This window comes from Glutamicibacter sp. NPDC127525 (assembly GCF_042672105.1).
Taxonomy (GTDB): Bacteria; Actinomycetota; Actinomycetes; order Actinomycetales; family Micrococcaceae; genus Glutamicibacter.
This window is the reverse complement of record NZ_JBHXVN010000006.1, coordinates 170328-184946: the sequence shown is the minus strand read 5'-3', so window position 1 is coordinate 184946 and position 14619 is coordinate 170328. Positions and strand designations below refer to the sequence as shown.

The following is a 14619-nucleotide window of genomic DNA, read 5'->3' as shown; positions in this document are numbered from 1 at the left end:
GGGCGCTACCTTAGAATCCATGAACCAGTACATCGTCACCCTATCTTGCTTCGACCGTCCCGGCATCGTCCACGCCATTTCCGGAGGTCTGCTGGGTGCCGGTTGCAATATCACCGAGTCCCAGCAGTTCCTCTCGCCGGAGACCGGCACCTTCTTCATGCGCATCGAGGTAGCCACCGAGCAGTCCTTGGAGCAGATCCGTGCGGGGCTCGCTCCCATCCGCGACGATTTCCACATGACCCTTCGGGTGGACGATCGTTCCAAGCGCACCCGCACCATGATCATGTGCTCCAAGGCCGGGCATGCGCTCAACGACCTGCTGTTCGCCCAGCGTGCTGGCACCTTGCCCATCGATGTGCCGGTGATCGTCTCCAACCACCTGGATCTGAAGCCGATGGCCGATTTCTACGGGGTGGACTTCGTGCACCTGCCGGTGACCAAGGAGAACAAGTCGCAGGCCGAGGCTGAGCTGCTCAAGCTCGCCGAGGACTACGGCATCGAGCTGGTGGTGCTTGCCCGCTACATGCAGATCCTCTCGGATTCGCTGTGCGAGCGCATGGAAGGCCGAGTCATCAACATCCACCATTCCTTCCTGCCCTCCTTCAAGGGCGCGAAGCCATACCATCAGGCCTACGCCCGCGGCGTGAAGCTGATCGGCGCCACCGCGCACTACGTCACCGCTGACCTGGATGAAGGTCCGATCATCGACCAGGAAGTCACCCACGTCTCGCACACCCGCACCGCCGAGCAGCTCGTTGAGCTGGGTCGCAGCGTAGAGGGCCGGACACTGACCCGCGCCGTGCAGTGGCATGCCGAGCATCGCGTGATGCTCGACGGCCAGCGCACCATCGTGTTCTCGTAACTCGCACCGTGCCCCCGCGACAATTAGAGTGGGTGGCATGAGCCACATTATTACTATTGAAGGGTCGACCCCACAGGTCGGCGAGAACGTTTTTGTCGCACCCACCGCAGTGTTGAGCGGGGACGTGGCCTTGGCCGATCGTTCCAGCGCTTTCTACGGGGTATCGGTGCGCGGGGACTCTGCACCGATTCGCGTGGGTGAAGGCACCAACTTGCAGGACAACGTCGTGCTTCACGCGGATGCCGGTTTCCCTTGCACCTTGGGCGCGAGAGTGTCGGTGGGACACTCGGCAGTGGTGCACGGCGCCACCGTAGGTGACGGCTGCCTTGTGGGCATGAGCGCGACCATCATGAATGGCGCGGTGATTGGCGAGCAGTCGCTTGTGGCTGCCGGCGCGCTGGTGTTGGAGGGCACGCAGGTTCCACCGCGGTCGCTGGTGGCCGGCGTTCCGGCGAAGGTGCGCCGCGAACTAAGCGATGAGGAAGTGGCCGGGTTGAAGACCAACGCCGATCACTACCTGAAGCTATCCGCAAAGCACCTGGCGGCGAACGCTTAAGCCGCGGCGAATTCTGAGATTAGCGAGGACCGGGGATGCCTCGTAGCTTGAAGGATGTACGTAGTTTCATCGAACGCGACAGTGCTTTCGAGAAGTCAGTGTAGGTTTGTAGCGATTACGAAGCCACCGACCAAATCGAAACTATTTAGGATGGCACATCGTCCAAGAAGATCAGCACATGAGGCCTCGGATCATGAGATGCCCTCGGACTGACTACTTCTAAGGCCGGGAATCGGTCAGATCGGGTAATTGCCGCGGCAGCTGACCCACTCGCAGTAGTGAAGCAGGCGATACTGGCGATGCTGGCGATGCCAACTACATTATTCGCCGGCGATCTGCTTTCGAATCCCGTAGATGCTTGCCACCGCCCGCTCTAATGGGATGCGCTCTTGTTCGATCCGGCGGTTCCCTGGGAGTTGTGCGCTGAGAAGCAATAGATACAGATTCTTCTCATCTGCGCGAAGTCGTTCGACAGGTTTGGGCTCGCTTGTGACGATGAGATTCCCGTGCTTGTCATGGCTCGTGCCGAATCGCTCGAACTCAATGTACGTGTCCACATCCATCAGCATCGTGTCGATATCTCTGTCGAAGTCGGCCCGGTACCCATTGAGGATCTCGAGTCCTTCCTTATCGATGTCTCCCCAGTAGACGACGACGGGAGAATTGCGGATCCAGTCGAACGCGGCCAAGGTCTTGCCTCCACTGCCCTGACCCTCGACGCTGATGCCACCTCTGATGGGCGGGAAATGGATCGCAGTGTCCTTGTTCTCCGAGATGACGACGATCTCGGGCGGGTATGCTGGCCGGAACGCGTCGCCCACCGTGGCCGAGTCGTGGGTCCGTCCGCCAGACATTCGATATCCCGGGTCGAGATACGTGAAGTGCACACGCGGTGGGTGGCTAGGCAGTAGCCCGAGATCGTCGAGACGGGTCAACGCTCGCACGCCTGCACCGTGGTTCTGCAGCCACTTCGCGTGGACACCGGGGATCGGCATCTGACGAGGAGTGACGCCAGCCATCGCGCGCGTAGGGTCCGCGAGGTACCAGTCCGCGACGGTGAGCAGCAACGCGAAGTCCACATCGCTGTAGTCGTCGATCATGCGGATGATCCGCCCAACGTCGGAGACTTGGGGGAACCGCGAACGCACGACGTCAAGTCGTTCATGCCCTCGGACGAGGCGCGCTGGCCACTCGCCGGCTACGACTGCAGCGGCATGGTCGATCGAATCAATCCGCGCATGCGTCGGCACCGCCTGTGTGGTACCTCCTCGGGCAGCACGGTTCGCATACTCGAGTGTTATAGCGTGGATGCGGGCCCAGTCCTGCAAGTCGACAGTCTTCGCATGAATCGTGGCATAATCCTGGCGCAATTCAGTCGCCGTAGGCCGCCCGAGCGGGAACCTATGCGGAAATGCCTGGTCGACGCCGGAGAGATCCGCATGCCAGCGAGTGGTCAGACGCCGACGGATGTCGGTCGTGATGACTTCGGGCGTCTTCATGCGACGCCACTCGTATTGGAGTCGTCCTGAAGGTCGACGACGAAGGAATAGCCGCGTTCGTTCTTGGTGACAGTAAGAAGCAGATCCATATGCGGCTCCAGGGCTGTGACCTTGTCCAGCGGAGCGCCAATGACGAGCTGGAATCCGAGGTCCTGCCAGGCGCGGACCGATCGTCCGGCAAACTCGCTGTCGGACTTCACGAAGCCTTCATCGAGGAAGACCGGAGCGAACCTCGGGCGCGAACGAGTCTCGTCGCCGAGCTGGTAGCGCAAGGCCGAGCCGACGATAAACGCGACGAGTTCCTGCGTCTCACCGCCGGACTTGCCACCGAGTGAGTCATGGGTCGCGATCTCGCGCCGATTCAGGACGTTGTCGAGAACGACCGCGGTGATTACGACATGTTGGCGCACGTCAAGATAACGATCACGCTGCGACGTCGAGGCACGACCATCCGGTACGGCGATGCTCTTCATAAAGTCGCGGAGCCTCGTGAACCGAGTCACGATCTGCTGGTCGGACATCTCGAGCGCGAGTCCGGAAGAAAGCTCTCGCAAACCTCTGCGGAACTTGATCAGGTCATCGCTTTGCAGGCGACGTGACTTAATCTGCAGGACTCCCTTCCCGCCGAATGGGAGTTTCTCGAGGATGCTGTTGATCGGAACCAGCCTCTCCTCAATATCCTCGAGCGCAAGGTCGAATGCGTCGTTGAGACCTAGGAGATCGTCGCTGGACCACGAGGCGAGCTCGCGACGCCAACGGTCGCGGCGCTCATGCAAGCCTTCGGCGCGGATCTTGTCTAGGATCTCGCGATAGCCATCCGCAGATGCTGGAGCGGTACCGAGGTTGTGCTCGTCCCAGCGCGCCTTGTAAGCCTCAAACATAGTCTCCATCGAGCTAGTGGCCCGCTGAACGCGCTGTCGCGCAGCGGCTATTTCATCGCTCAATCGCTTGCGCAAAGCACGCACGTTAGAGCTAAATGCCTTGAGGTCCGTGACATCCCAGCTAGCAGTGAACAACTTGTCTAGGTATGCCTGTTGCTCATCGGTCACTGCTGCGGCCTGCGCATTGACGACGGCATCGATGCCATCCTGGATCTTGTCCTGTTCGGATACGAGCTGACCGTGTTCTCTAGTAAGCGTCTTGAGTCGTTCCTCAGCGAGAACTCGCACGCGCGTCGCCTCTTTGTGCAGAGGCGTGATCCGTTCTTCCTCGGCCTCGAGCTCGTCGAGGATCGAGTTCGCGGCACGCAACCGCTGGATCTGGCCTTTGAGCTCGCGTATCCGCTCGTCGATGCCGAGCAGGTCGATGCTGGTCCAGTCGGTATCCACAACGAATCGGTGAGCGTCACGCTGCAGGCGGAGATTGCTGACTCGTGCTCGAATAGCCTTGATCTGGCCCTGCATAGCATCGATCTGTGGTTCGAGGTCGGCGAGCAGCATCTCAATGTCGGAGAGTCGGCGTTCATTGGAGAAGCCAATGATATTGCCGTCGCCAGACTCTCCGTGTGCGCCACGACTACCATTGCGCGTCTGCCCGGATGGGGTGACCCGCGCGCCGGAGCCACTGAGAGACCTGGTGTCGGGCACGCAGAGATGGTCAACGTTATCGCTGCTCACGCGGTTCTGGACCCATGACGAGAAAGGTGAGTCCTTGAACGCGAGTTTTCCTGACACATAGCTCGGGTTTCCCCGCCATTCCTGGTGTTCTTCAGGTTGAACACCTTGGTAATTCAGCCGTGGACTAATACGAAGGCCGTCTATAGCCGCCGAAAATTGGTCGCGGATCCGGCGGTCGATGAGGAGCGTACGCGCGATGCCGCCCAGCGTGTTCTCCACAGCGGTGCGCCAGTGAGCCTCGTCCGGGAGAAGGTCAAGGAGTTCAGCAACGAACGGCAGGTCTTCCTCGGGGTCAAGCCCCGCAGCCTCGGCCATGGCTACCCGGGCGAGATGCATTCGTCTCGGCACGGCGCTCTTGCGGCCTTCGAGCGAGCGTTGCTCGTCGAGGAGATCGAACTTACGGCTCCTCAGGGGTGCGAGCTCCATCTGGACGATGTCTTCCTCGGCCTGGAGAGCCCGTTCTCTTTCCTCAAACTCTGTAAGGAACTCGGCGGAGGCGCGTTGCGCGTCATCGAACTGCTCGGCCGTCTCCGGCGCGACAAGGCCAATTGCCTCGGTGCGAGTCTGGAACCTTATGAATGCCGTGTGCACCTCGCCCTGGCTGCGCTCAAGCCGGGCGATTTCGTGTTTGCGTTCCTCAATCGCCTCACCACCGTTGCTGCGCTTGTCATCCCTGATCTCGACGAGTCTTGCTTCGTACTGAGTCTCCTCTGCCTTTGACTTTGCGAGCGTTGATGTAATTTCGCTGTGCTCGGTTCGGTTCTCGTCTGCAGCCGTGTCGAGCAACGTGCGTTCGGTCCTCAGCCGCCACAATCGGAACGGCGAAGGGCCATCGAGACCTGCACCGAATTTGCCAATGAACTGCGCGGTCGACTCAGCTTCTGTCAGATCCTTCTGCAGATCGGGCAAACGCGCCAGTGCCTTCTCCTTATTCGCAGCATCAACCATCTTCGCGTATGAAGCTTCGAGATCAGCGAAGTGCATGAGCGCCGTGTCGGCGGCTTCATAGGTGATCGGCTTCTCGAGCACCATCGTCTTATATAGCCCGTCGACGCGCTTAACCTCCATGCCTGCCTGGACGCGTGAAAGAAGGCGCATAGCCTTCCGTCCGCCGTCGCCGCCACCGATATCCAAACGGGTGTGGATGGTGGCCTCAAATTCGCGGAACGTGTTGAAAGTCGCCAGTCCGGGGATGCCAATCTTGAGTGCGCGCTTCTCGAAGCGCGAGGCCGCCAGAGGTTCTAGACGGGAGATATCGAGGTAACCGTCGTAAGCTGCGTAGGTCGTGGTGACGTCGGAGGTCCCGCTAGCTCCCGCCTTAGCGAAGTAGATGCGAACGACCGTGTAGCGTCGGCCTCCGTCGTTGATGAAAGTACCAGCTAACGCGCCCCAGATCGGCTCACCGTCGCTACCACGCAGAACCTGATCACGCATCTCGCCGGTACCATCCACGCTACTGGAATCCATCTTGCCGCGCAGGTAACTCATCAGGTTGCGCTGATCGGCCGATCGTGCGCGTCCGCCTGCGTCGTTGGACGCGCCGTTGAACGGGATGTCCGAGGGCATCATCAACGCCAGGTACGCGTCGAGCACTGTCGATTTTCCGGTGCCGCTTGCGCCGGACATCAGCGTGGAACCCGGTGAGAAATTTATCTTGTGATGGCCATGGAACCCACCCCAGTTCACCATCTGGAGCGACTCCATTCGCCACTGCGAATGCTCGGGTTCAGGTTTCGGTTGAGTCGGAATAATTATGTCGAGCGTCATTCGTTCTCTCCTTTGTCGAACAATAGATCGGGGCCGGCCTTGGGATTGAGTGCGTCTTCGTCCTGTGCGTCGTGACCGGTTCCGTTTTGGGTCATGAACCACGCCAGCAGCGCGCGGAGCTTCTCGATAGGCATGAGCACCTCGATGATCGGTGAGATCCGGAACCGATCCGGGTCACCGGTCTTCAGGAGCACTCCGGCCGTGTTCAAGTTCTCGATCGCCTTGTCGGCGCGTTTCTGGTCCATGGCACGGTCCGTTGCTTGCTCAGGCCGTTGATCGGCCACCTCGTCGATTAGGCTCTGTCGGTCGACGAAAACAGCATCGTCGTTCTCCTGGCGCTGTGCGAAGAATCGTTGCCGGAGATGGATCATGACGATGGTCTCCTCCTTTTGGTGAGCGAGGTCATTCAGCAATGACGGAAGCCGATCCCCTGTCTCGGTACGAGCCTGGCGCTTGAACGCGACCTGGTACTCGCGGTCTACGTGCAGCTCGAGGTACAGATCATTGAGGCGGCTCTTGATGAGATCCTGGTCAGCAACGAGCGTCGCCCATTGCTCGGGGTGGCGTTCGGCCGAAATATATCGCTGTTTGAGCAGCGCGTGCAGACAGCGGCGCTGCTCCGGGTAGAGCGTGCCGGTGTCGCCTTCGAACAGCGCCAGGCTCTCTACCTCACCCTCGTCTTCGAAATTCGACGCAGGTTGGTCGAAAGCATCGAAGAAGCTGAGAGCGTCCTCGCCGAAGCCATCGTTAGCGTCGTCAAGCAGGGCATCGGTCAATTGGATTCGCCTCCGTCGGTGGCATCGGTCGTCGACTGGACGGTCGTCGCTGGCATGTGGAATTGGCGAGTGGTCCCGTCCGGGCGCACGGCCAGAACCTGTTCCCGCAGCGCAGGGCTGATCTCGGCCCCTATACGGGTGAGCAGATGCAATAGGCCCAGAATCTCGACTGGGCGACGCAGAGCTATTGGCAGGTCGTTGAACAATGTTGCCGCCGACTCGAGAGCGCCAACGCTCAACTGCGCATTGATGCGTGCGCTCAATTGGTCGAGAGTCGGTCCACCTTGCTTGCGGATCTCTTCTAAGGACAGCGCTGCAGGGGCCTGGGTGGACACATCCTCGAGCGGCGCTGGTGATCGCTCGCTGTCTGGATCGAAAGTTCGGAATCGGAGCGCGGCAATATCTATAGCCGGCGGGATGATTTCGATGTCTACTCGGTCTCGGGCTCGGGCCGACTGCATCCACACACGCATCTCGCGGTCGATACCCTTGAGCGCCGCGTCGAGCTCGCGGTTGCGGATGTGATCGTAGTTCTCAATGTGCTCGCGCAGCGTGGCGCTCGCGCGATGGCGCTGGTCAAGGACGTCATCTCGTCCACGACGGATCACGCTTACGGCCGTCCTAAGCTGATTCGTCTCGTCGGGCAGGAGCATGCCCGCCATTGGGTGCGACAGAATGAGGTCCAAATCGTCGCGCAGACTTATGAGCCAGTCTCGGTTGCGTAGCAGCTCTGTCGCGCTTTCGAATGCTCGGCCTTCCGGAGTCGCACTCAGTAACTTGGTCGACTGCTCGAGGTAGTCGTCGACGACTTCGCCGATCGGACGCTCCTCCTCCCGGAACTTCTTCGTGATAGTCCGGTGCATGTCACGGACGGCCTCTTCGACGCGGCGGAAGTCCGACGGTAGGCCATCGAGCTCGCGCAGCACGTTAGAGAACTGCTCGGTCAGCTCCGAATCGCTCGCTTGCGGCATTTCACCGCCCGAGTCCAGGTGCTCGTACTCGGCCTGAAGACGGGCGATCTCCTCAGCAAGCCGACGCTTGCGTTCCTCGCGGTTTGGATTCGCGGCAAGGGCAGCATCAGCGATAACGCGGCGCATGGTCTCGATGCGTGAAAGGGAAACGTTCAACTGTGTCCGCGTGGACCTGGTGACGTATTCAAGAGCCTGCTTGGCATCGCCGGTCAGTTGGTACGTCTCCTCGCCCTGGCCCGGATCACGGTACAGCCATCGTTCGCGAACCCACTGCATGGCCAGCGCCTTCCCGCTGGTGGTCCTAGCCATGTCGGACCCGCTGGCGCGAAGTTCGTCGAGCAGCGCGTCGACGACGGTGTGGAACTGCTCGACCGGGACGGCCTGCGCGTCCTCAGGAAAGGCGTTAGCGAACAACGGCAGCGCAATGCTTGCGGACTTGCGGTCAAGAAGCTTCAGTGTCGGTGTGTTGAGTGCCGCTTCGATCCGGGCAACGTCACCTTCGATCCTACTGACCATGTTTCCCCCACAGTTGTCGTGATCTTTCAAGTTATTCTCACGCTTAGCATGGCAGATGCCACCGACAATAAGAGCGACTGTTATATGCCATTTCTACCAGGACACGTATGACATATCCACGGTTTTCGTCAAACAGATGTACTAGTGGCCACATCGGGCTATCTGGGTAGAAGGAAGTCTGTGAATACGGTGGAAGCGTTAGCGTCGCCAGCTGCGGAAACAGCGGATTATGCTAATCGGGCATGCTGGACTTGTCGTCCCAATCCGGCTGCGCCTCGGTGAAAAGTCCTGCGGCTTTGTCTCGTAGAAGATCCCGGTTGCCAACCATGGTTGTGGGATTGCTCATCGCCTCGCGCAAAGAGTCCATCATTGGCGCCTGGGAAGGCAACATCTTGACCAAGCAGGAACTCGGGCCGCGGCTCAGCCCGGGCTTATAGACGCCGAATTCACCGAGCAATGCTTTCTCGGGACATGCTGTGAAGATCGAATGATCCACCGCGACCTTGATGTACTTGCGGGCGGTGACAGGTTCAGTTATGTAACCGCCACGCAGTTCTGCTGCTAAGTGAGAAGTTGTCATCGTCCTGATCCTTGCGGACTGCATGAATTTGCCGGACTGAGCTGTTCACCAGGCGAGGGCCGGAAGGCGTGGATTTCTACGTTCACCGGCGCCGTTGATCTGGGCCATAAGATTATCCACCTGATTCAGGCGGTCGAGGGCCCTGGATAATAGCAGGTTCAGCCAGTTGGCCAGCACATCCAACGGCTTTTTGAAATGGGTGCGGCCGGCGGTGGTGTGACCGGCCGCGGCCTCGATCTGCTCGATCGTCGGGTTGGTGCCGGCGTCGGTGATGGCTTGAAAGGAAGCCCGATCGAGTTTGTGGGCGCCGGTGCGGCGCAGGGCGTGGGCCGCCTGGATCTGTGCGCGGGTTTGCTGCTGGGCCAGATGCTCGGTGAGCAGCGCGAAGAATGCGGCGTGGCCGGCGGGTAGATCCCCGGCGCTCAGCACCTCGGTGGCCGAGGCGAAAAGTTGGGCCGCCTCGGCTAGATCCTTGAGTGCTTTCGCTGTTGCTGTGCTCATGGAAACGAGCATGCCCCGCAGCAATTGATCTACGGGGCATGCCGGGACGAAGTGTGGAAAACCGGTGGCTAGCGGTCGGCTTCCACCGGCAACCATAGTTCGCAGGTGGCGGTGCTGAAATCCGCGGCCCGGTCGAGCACGGCGACAATGGACGGTCCCTCGCGTAAGCGCCACGGATTGGACGGGAACCACGCGGTGGCGGTGGAGGCCCAGAGCTCCTGCAATGCCGCCGGGTAGGGGCCCGAAACCCTGAACACCGCCCAGTGGCCTGCGGAAACCTGGATGGAATCCAGATCATGCGGCACGGGCGAACCACCGGGAACGGCAACACCGTGCAGGTAGGTCAGCTCGGTTCCTTCGCGGTAGTCAGGGTCGACCTGGTCGCTGACCTGCAGCAAGCCTGCCGGTTCGGCGGCCGAGAGCGCCTTAAGCCGGGCGTGCTCGGCTATCGGGATGGAGGCGATGTGGGCTTGGATGTGCGGGTTGGCACCGTTGTGAATCAGCGGTACCTGCGTGGCATATCCAATGAGCTGGAATTCTTCTCGATCAACTATTCGTGCATCCATGGGACGATTCCCTTCGACGGTCAGGCTGAACCTGATGATTGGTTGGCTTCGAAGGGGGCCACCATTCTCGCGGACATCGGCCACGGACGCGCCGTGGACCGCTCGGAAGGCCCGGCCGAATGCTTCGGCCGAACCGTAGCCGTAGCGGATCGCGATGCTCAGCAGGTCCTCGCCTGTGAGCAGATCCGCGGCGGCCTGGGTCATGCGGCGCCGGCGGATGTACTCGGAGACCGGCATGCCGGACAGCGAGGAGAACATCCGCCGCACATGGTATTCGGTCGTGCCTTCGGCGCGCAGCATATCCGCGAGGTTGATCTCGGCGCGCAGGTGCGCCTCGATATGCGCGATGAGCCGATTGAGAATTCCGATCATGTCTCCACCCTTCCCCAACTACTATTCTTCAGGGTAGGGGCACGCCGCCCGATAATCGCGGTTCGATGCGATCAGGCGTTTTCCAGGGCCCTTTCGCGTACCGGGCTCACAACACGCTGGGTCGCCCGGGCGGCGGCCAGGCCGCGTTCCAGATCGGCAATCAGGTCGTCGGCTTCCTCGATGCCCACCGAGAGGCGGACCAGGTTGGCCGGGATTTCCAGCTCGGTGCCGATCAGCGAAGCGTGGGTCATTTCGCGCGGATAGCAGACCAGGGATTCCACCCCGCCCAGGGACACCGAGAGCTGGAAGTACTCCATGGATTGGGCGAAGGCGCGGGCGGCGGCTTCATCGGAGAGCTGCAATGAGAGGATCCCGCCAAAGCCGCGGCCGGCCGCGGACTGGGACTTGGCCAGCTCGTGGCCCGGATGGCGTTCCAGCCCCGGGTAGTAGACGCGAGTGACCTCGGGCTGGTCATCGAGCCAGCGGGCCAGGGTGGAGGCGGTAGCCCCGTGGCGTTCCATGCGCAGGCCCAAGGTCTTCAAGCCGCGGGCGGCCAGGTAGGAATCCTGCGGTCCGGAGACCGCGCCCCCGGCAAACTGCTGGTAGCCCACGGCTTCGGCCAGGCTCTGCCCGCGGTGCAGGTGATCGGCCACGATGACGGCCCCGCCGAGCACATCGGAGTGCCCGCCGATGTACTTGGTGGTGGAATGGACCACCGCGTGGGCGCCGAAATCCAGCGGGCGCTGCAGATACGGGGTAGCGAAGGTATTGTCCACCACCAGCAGGGCGCCGTGCTCGCGGGCGATGGCAGCCCAGCCGGCCAGATCGGCGATGCCCAGCAGCGGGTTGGAGGGGGTCTCCACCCAGAGCAGCGCGGTGTTCGGGCACACCGCGGCGCGCACCGCATCCAGGTTGGTGATGTCCACCGCGGAAGAGGTGATCCCCCATTTGCTGTGCAGCTTGGAGATCAGCCGGTTGGTGCCGCCGTAGCCGTCGGCACCCAGCACGATGTGATCGCCTGGCGCCAGTACTGCGCGCAGCAGCGCGTCTTCGGCCGCGATCCCCGAGGCGAAGGAGAAGCCGGCGGTGCCGCCTTCCAGCGCGGTGAGCTGGGATTCGAACCCGTTGCGGGTCGGGTTGGAGCCGCGCGAGTATTCGTGCCCGGCGCGCAGCACGTTGATGCCGTCCTGGATGAAGGTGCTGGTCTGGTAGATCGGCGGGATCACCGCACCGGTGTGCGGGTCCTTGTGCTGGCCGGCGTGCACGGCGAGGGTGTTGAAGCCGCTCATGCGAAACTCACTTCCTTGGTGTCGGCGGTGGCCTGGGCTGCGGCCAATGCAAGGTCCAGCGATTGGGTGATATCTGCGAGCAGATCGGCGGGGTCTTCCAGACCGACCGACAGACGCAGGGTGGAGGTGTTCAGGCCCGCGGCCACCAGCTGCTGCTCGGAGAGCCGGCAGTGCGTCATGGTGGCCGGGTGGGAGACCATGGTGCGGGTGTCCCCCACATTCGCGGCCAGGGAAATCAGCTTGAGCCCGTCGATCACCGGGGAAACCAGCGATGGGTGGGCCAGCTCGATGGCCAGCACGCAGCCGGTGCCCTTGGGCGTGAGCGTCCGGGCCAGCTCGTGGCTCGGGTGGCCGGGCAGGGACGGGTGGTGGATGGCCGCGATGCCCGGGTGCTCTAAGAGCTTTTCGATCAGGGTGGTGACGCTGCGCTGCACGTGGGCGGCACGCACCGGCAGGGTCTCGATTCCGGCCAGGATTCCCTGGGCGCTGGCCGGGGCCAGGGTCGGGCCCAGATCGTGCAGGAATTTGGAACGCACCAGCATCGCGTAGGCGGCCGGTCCGTGGCGCTCAAGCAGCGAGGTGTTGTTCAGCCGCACCCGCGGGGCGGCGATCTGCGGCCAGCGGGCGGCATCGGAGAAGTCGAATTTCCCCGAGTCCACGACGACCCCGCCGAGCACCGAGCCGTGCCCGGCCAGGCCCTTGGTGGCCGAGTGCACCACGATGTCGGCACCCAAATCCAGAGGCCGAATATTCAGCGGGGTGGCCAGGGTATTGTCGACCACCACCGGGATGTTGTGCTCGTGGGCGATGGCCGCGATGGCGGGCAGGTCGGCCACGGTGCACAGCGGGTTGGAGACGGACTCCAGGAAGAACGCCCGGGTGTCCGACTCAATGGCAGCGGCCCAGGCGGACGGATCGGCCTGGTCGACAAAGCTGATGCGGATGCCGAAGTCCGCGAAGGTGTCGGTGAACAGGTCCACGGTGCCGCCGTAGAGCGAGGAAGAGGCCACAATGTGCTTGGGTCCCTGGGTCAGGGCCAGCAGGGACAGGGCCACGGCGGCTTGCCCGGTGGCGGTGGCCACCGCGTGGGCCCCGCCTTCCAAGGCGGCTACGCGCTGCTCGAGAATCGAAACGGTCGGGTTGCCGGTGCGCGAATAGGTGAAGCCGGCCTGGCGCAGGGCGAACTTCTCGATCGCTTCGGCATGCGATTGGAATTGGTAGGCCGCGGAATTGTGCAGTGGTGGCAGCATCGGGCGGAAGTCTCCGCTCGGGCGGTACCCTGCGTGGACCGCGTCGGTTTCCTGGCTCATGGCTCCTCCTCGATTCTCTGCGAGGGAGTGCACCGATTGGCATCGTGCGGCGGCACGAAGCACAGTACGCAAAAACGCGTTCGGAACTGCTCCATCGTTCCTGGCGGTAGCACCTTTCGGTTTCCCGATGGTTGCTGCGACGTCTTCGAGCCAGATCTCTCAGCCGCTCTTGATGGTTTGTTGTTCTTCCATGGTTGGCTATCCGCCGCAAACGGTGCAAGCGGTATCCGGCGCCCGGCTTCATACAAGGCCGCCACGCTTCATATGTCGTCGCCTTGTCATGATGACGCGGGGGCCTGAACCTTTTTATGACGCGCAGAATTGAGAAAAACCGCATGGTTTCGCGGTTTTTCCTGGAGTTTGTGACGATGTGCCGGTACTCGATGACCGGGCGTTACGCTGCTGGTGGCTCAGCCGAGCACTTCTACCCCGAAGCTGGCGACCACCGTGCGGACTTCTTGCAGGTAGCGCTGGGCCTGGTCGGTGAGCGGGATGGCGGCGTGGTCAATCCAGCCAATCTCGATGCGCTCCTCGATGGCCAGCGGGATGGCCACGATGGAGGGATCGAGCTCGTCGCTGATGATGCCGGTGGAGATCGTGTACCCGCCCAAGCCGATCATCAGGTTGAAGATGGTGGCGCGGTCCGAGACCTGGATTTCACGTTGGCTGGAGCGCGTGGAGAGCACCTCCTCGGCGAAGTAGAAGGAATTATTCGCGCCCTGGTCGAAAGTCAGCCGCGGAAGGTCTTCCAGGTCTTCGAGCGTGACCTGGGTCCGCGTGGACAGCGGGTTGCTGCGCGAGATGAAAATGTGCGGATCGGCCAGGAACAGCGGGTGGAAGACCAGCCGGGATTCGCGCAGCAGCTTGTCGATGACCTTCCGGTTGAAGTCGTTGCGGTACAGGATCCCGATGTCGCTGCGCAGCGTGCGCACGTCCTCGATGATTTCTTCGGTGCGGGTCTCGCGCAGCGAAAACTGGTACTCCTCGGCCCCGCTGGCCTGCACCATCCTCACGAAAGCGTCTACCGAGAAGGAGTAGTGCTGGGTGGAGACGCCCAGCAGCCGCCGGGCCGAGGGGCGGCCGAGATAGCGATGCTCAAGAAGCTCCACTTGCTCGAGCACCTGCCGGGCGTAGCCGAGGAATTCTGCGCCTTCGGCGGTGAGCGTCACTCCCCTGGCCGAACGCATCAGCAAGGTGCGCCCCACCCGTGATTCAAGCTCCTTCATCGCTGAGGACATGCTGGGCTGTGCGACGTAGATGAGGTCGGCGGCGGCCGAGATTGACCCCTCCGAGGCGACCGCCACAAAATAGCGAAGCTGCTGCAGTGTCAGACCATTCGTTCCCTGAACCATAGCCAGAGTCTATATGAATCCATAGTTATATCGAGTTACCCGATATCAAGAATCTCCCTGCATGATTGACGCATCGACTTCCCCTC

12 protein-coding genes and 1 riboswitch are annotated in these 14619 nt (G+C 61.8%); of the genes, 2 read left to right on the top strand and 10 right to left on the bottom strand.

Annotated elements, in window-relative coordinates:
* Positions 1–19: 19 nt before the first annotated feature.
* Together purU and ACFVHU_RS14995 are read left to right on the top strand one after the other, a co-directional pair.
* Positions 20–862 (top strand): formyltetrahydrofolate deformylase, encoded by an 843-nt coding sequence (gene purU, locus ACFVHU_RS15000; protein ID WP_388025120.1) that lies wholly within the window; start codon positions 20–22, stop codon positions 860–862.
* 37 nt (positions 863–899) lie between these two features.
* Complete coding sequence (locus tag ACFVHU_RS14995) at positions 900–1418, top strand: gamma carbonic anhydrase family protein (RefSeq protein WP_388025118.1); 519 nt, start codon at positions 900–902, stop codon at positions 1416–1418.
* 320 nt (positions 1419–1738) lie between these two features.
* On the opposite strand, the gene ACFVHU_RS14990 is transcribed toward ACFVHU_RS14995, so the two are convergent.
* From ACFVHU_RS14990 to ACFVHU_RS14945, 10 genes are all read right to left on the bottom strand, one after another.
* A complete protein-coding gene (locus ACFVHU_RS14990; protein WP_388025116.1) occupies positions 1739–2917 on the bottom strand; it encodes a Wadjet anti-phage system protein JetD domain-containing protein in 1179 nt (392 codons plus the stop codon).
* Positions 2914–6300, bottom strand: a complete 3387-nt coding sequence (locus ACFVHU_RS14985; protein WP_388025114.1) for an ATP-binding protein — start codon at positions 6298–6300, stop codon at positions 2914–2916. The genes ACFVHU_RS14990 and ACFVHU_RS14985 overlap by 4 nt, the downstream gene beginning before the upstream one ends.
* Positions 6297–7076 carry a DUF4194 domain-containing protein gene (locus ACFVHU_RS14980; protein ID WP_388025112.1) on the bottom strand — a complete coding sequence of 260 codons (780 nt, stop codon included), beginning with the start codon at positions 7074–7076 and terminating at the stop codon, positions 6297–6299. The genes ACFVHU_RS14985 and ACFVHU_RS14980 overlap by 4 nt, the downstream gene beginning before the upstream one ends.
* Entirely contained in the window at positions 7073–8563 is a 1491-nt protein-coding gene (locus ACFVHU_RS14975; protein ID WP_388025110.1) for a DUF3375 family protein, read from the bottom strand. Before ACFVHU_RS14975 ends, ACFVHU_RS14980 begins: the two co-directional genes overlap by 4 nt.
* A 232-nt stretch (positions 8564–8795) precedes the next feature.
* Positions 8796–9143 (bottom strand): hypothetical protein, encoded by a 348-nt coding sequence (locus ACFVHU_RS14970; protein ID WP_388025108.1) that lies wholly within the window; start codon positions 9141–9143, stop codon positions 8796–8798.
* Positions 9144–9188: 45 nt separating this feature from the next.
* Complete coding sequence (locus ACFVHU_RS14965) at positions 9189–9644, bottom strand: hypothetical protein (RefSeq protein WP_388025106.1); 456 nt, start codon at positions 9642–9644, stop codon at positions 9189–9191.
* A gap of 68 nt (positions 9645–9712) precedes the next feature.
* The gene (locus ACFVHU_RS14960) at positions 9713–10582 is read right to left on the bottom strand and encodes a GyrI-like domain-containing protein (protein WP_388025104.1); all 870 of its coding nucleotides are present in this window, start codon (positions 10580–10582) and stop codon (positions 9713–9715) included.
* A 71-nt stretch (positions 10583–10653) separates the two neighbouring features.
* A complete protein-coding gene (locus ACFVHU_RS14955; RefSeq protein WP_388025102.1) occupies positions 10654–11871 on the bottom strand; it encodes a cystathionine gamma-synthase in 1218 nt (405 codons plus the stop codon).
* Positions 11868–13181, bottom strand: a complete 1314-nt coding sequence (locus ACFVHU_RS14950) for an O-acetylhomoserine aminocarboxypropyltransferase/cysteine synthase family protein (RefSeq protein ID WP_388025100.1) — start codon at positions 13179–13181, stop codon at positions 11868–11870. The genes ACFVHU_RS14955 and ACFVHU_RS14950 overlap by 4 nt, the downstream gene beginning before the upstream one ends.
* 88 nt (positions 13182–13269) lie before the next feature.
* Positions 13270–13360: riboswitch (SAM riboswitch) on the bottom strand.
* 231 nt (positions 13361–13591) lie between these two features.
* Positions 13592–14533: a LysR family transcriptional regulator gene (locus tag ACFVHU_RS14945; RefSeq protein ID WP_388025098.1), complete on the bottom strand. Its 942-nt coding sequence runs from the start codon at positions 14531–14533 to the stop codon at positions 13592–13594.
* Between the last annotated feature and the right edge of the window lie 86 nt (positions 14534–14619).

Excerpts from the sequence above, each read along its gene's own strand:
- purU (WP_388025120.1), top strand. The coding sequence starts at position 20 with ATGAACCAGTACATCGTCACCCTATCTTGCTTCGACCGTCCCGGCATC.
- ACFVHU_RS14995 (WP_388025118.1), top strand. The coding sequence starts at position 900 with ATGAGCCACATTATTACTATTGAAGGGTCGACCCCACAGGTCGGCGAG.
- ACFVHU_RS14990 (WP_388025116.1), bottom strand. The coding sequence starts at position 2,917 with ATGAAGACGCCCGAAGTCATCACGACCGACATCCGTCGGCGTCTGACC.
- ACFVHU_RS14985 (WP_388025114.1), bottom strand. The coding sequence starts at position 6,300 with ATGACGCTCGACATAATTATTCCGACTCAACCGAAACCTGAACCCGAG.
- ACFVHU_RS14975 (WP_388025110.1), bottom strand. The coding sequence starts at position 8,563 with ATGGTCAGTAGGATCGAAGGTGACGTTGCCCGGATCGAAGCGGCACTC.
- ACFVHU_RS14970 (WP_388025108.1), bottom strand. The coding sequence starts at position 9,143 with ATGACAACTTCTCACTTAGCAGCAGAACTGCGTGGCGGTTACATAACT.
- ACFVHU_RS14965 (WP_388025106.1), bottom strand. The coding sequence starts at position 9,644 with ATGAGCACAGCAACAGCGAAAGCACTCAAGGATCTAGCCGAGGCGGCC.
- ACFVHU_RS14960 (WP_388025104.1), bottom strand. The coding sequence starts at position 10,582 with ATGATCGGAATTCTCAATCGGCTCATCGCGCATATCGAGGCGCACCTG.
- ACFVHU_RS14955 (WP_388025102.1), bottom strand. The coding sequence starts at position 11,871 with ATGAGCGGCTTCAACACCCTCGCCGTGCACGCCGGCCAGCACAAGGAC.
- ACFVHU_RS14950 (WP_388025100.1), bottom strand. The coding sequence starts at position 13,181 with ATGAGCCAGGAAACCGACGCGGTCCACGCAGGGTACCGCCCGAGCGGA.
- ACFVHU_RS14945 (WP_388025098.1), bottom strand. The coding sequence starts at position 14,533 with ATGGTTCAGGGAACGAATGGTCTGACACTGCAGCAGCTTCGCTATTTT.